Source organism: Verminephrobacter aporrectodeae subsp. tuberculatae At4, assembly GCF_000193225.1.
GTDB classification, from domain to species: Bacteria; Pseudomonadota; Gammaproteobacteria; order Burkholderiales; family Burkholderiaceae_C; genus Acidovorax; species Acidovorax aporrectodeae.
Map to the genome: position 1 here is coordinate 1 of NZ_AFAL01000595.1, position 263 is coordinate 263.

At 66.9% G+C, this 263-nt stretch carries 1 protein-coding gene; it reads right to left on the reverse strand.

The genetic code is table 11. From position 1 onward, the window contains the following. Positions 1 to 252: SwmB domain-containing protein (locus VTU_RS28330; RefSeq protein WP_265597346.1), on the reverse strand; the 252-nt coding region annotated here is incomplete at its 3' end. Between the last annotated feature and the right edge of the window lie 11 nt (positions 253 to 263).

Consider the following 263-nt stretch of genomic DNA (forward strand, 5'->3'; position numbering starts at 1 on the left):
GCCGGCAGCGTCCTGGACCATAGGGTCGGATGCGGGCTTGGCGTATTTGAGGACCACGACCTCGTCGCGGGCCACGGCACGGCTGAGCGTGAGCGTGACGGTCTTGGCCGTCGCATCCACCACGGCGCGGGTGACGGTGATGTCCGCGCCCCTGAGGCTCCTGACCGTAAAGCCGGCGTTGCCCGCGAGCGTGGTCCCGTCGAGGTTATTGGCTTCGGTATAGGTGATCACCAGATGGCTGCCAGTGACCACGGCGGTGCTGA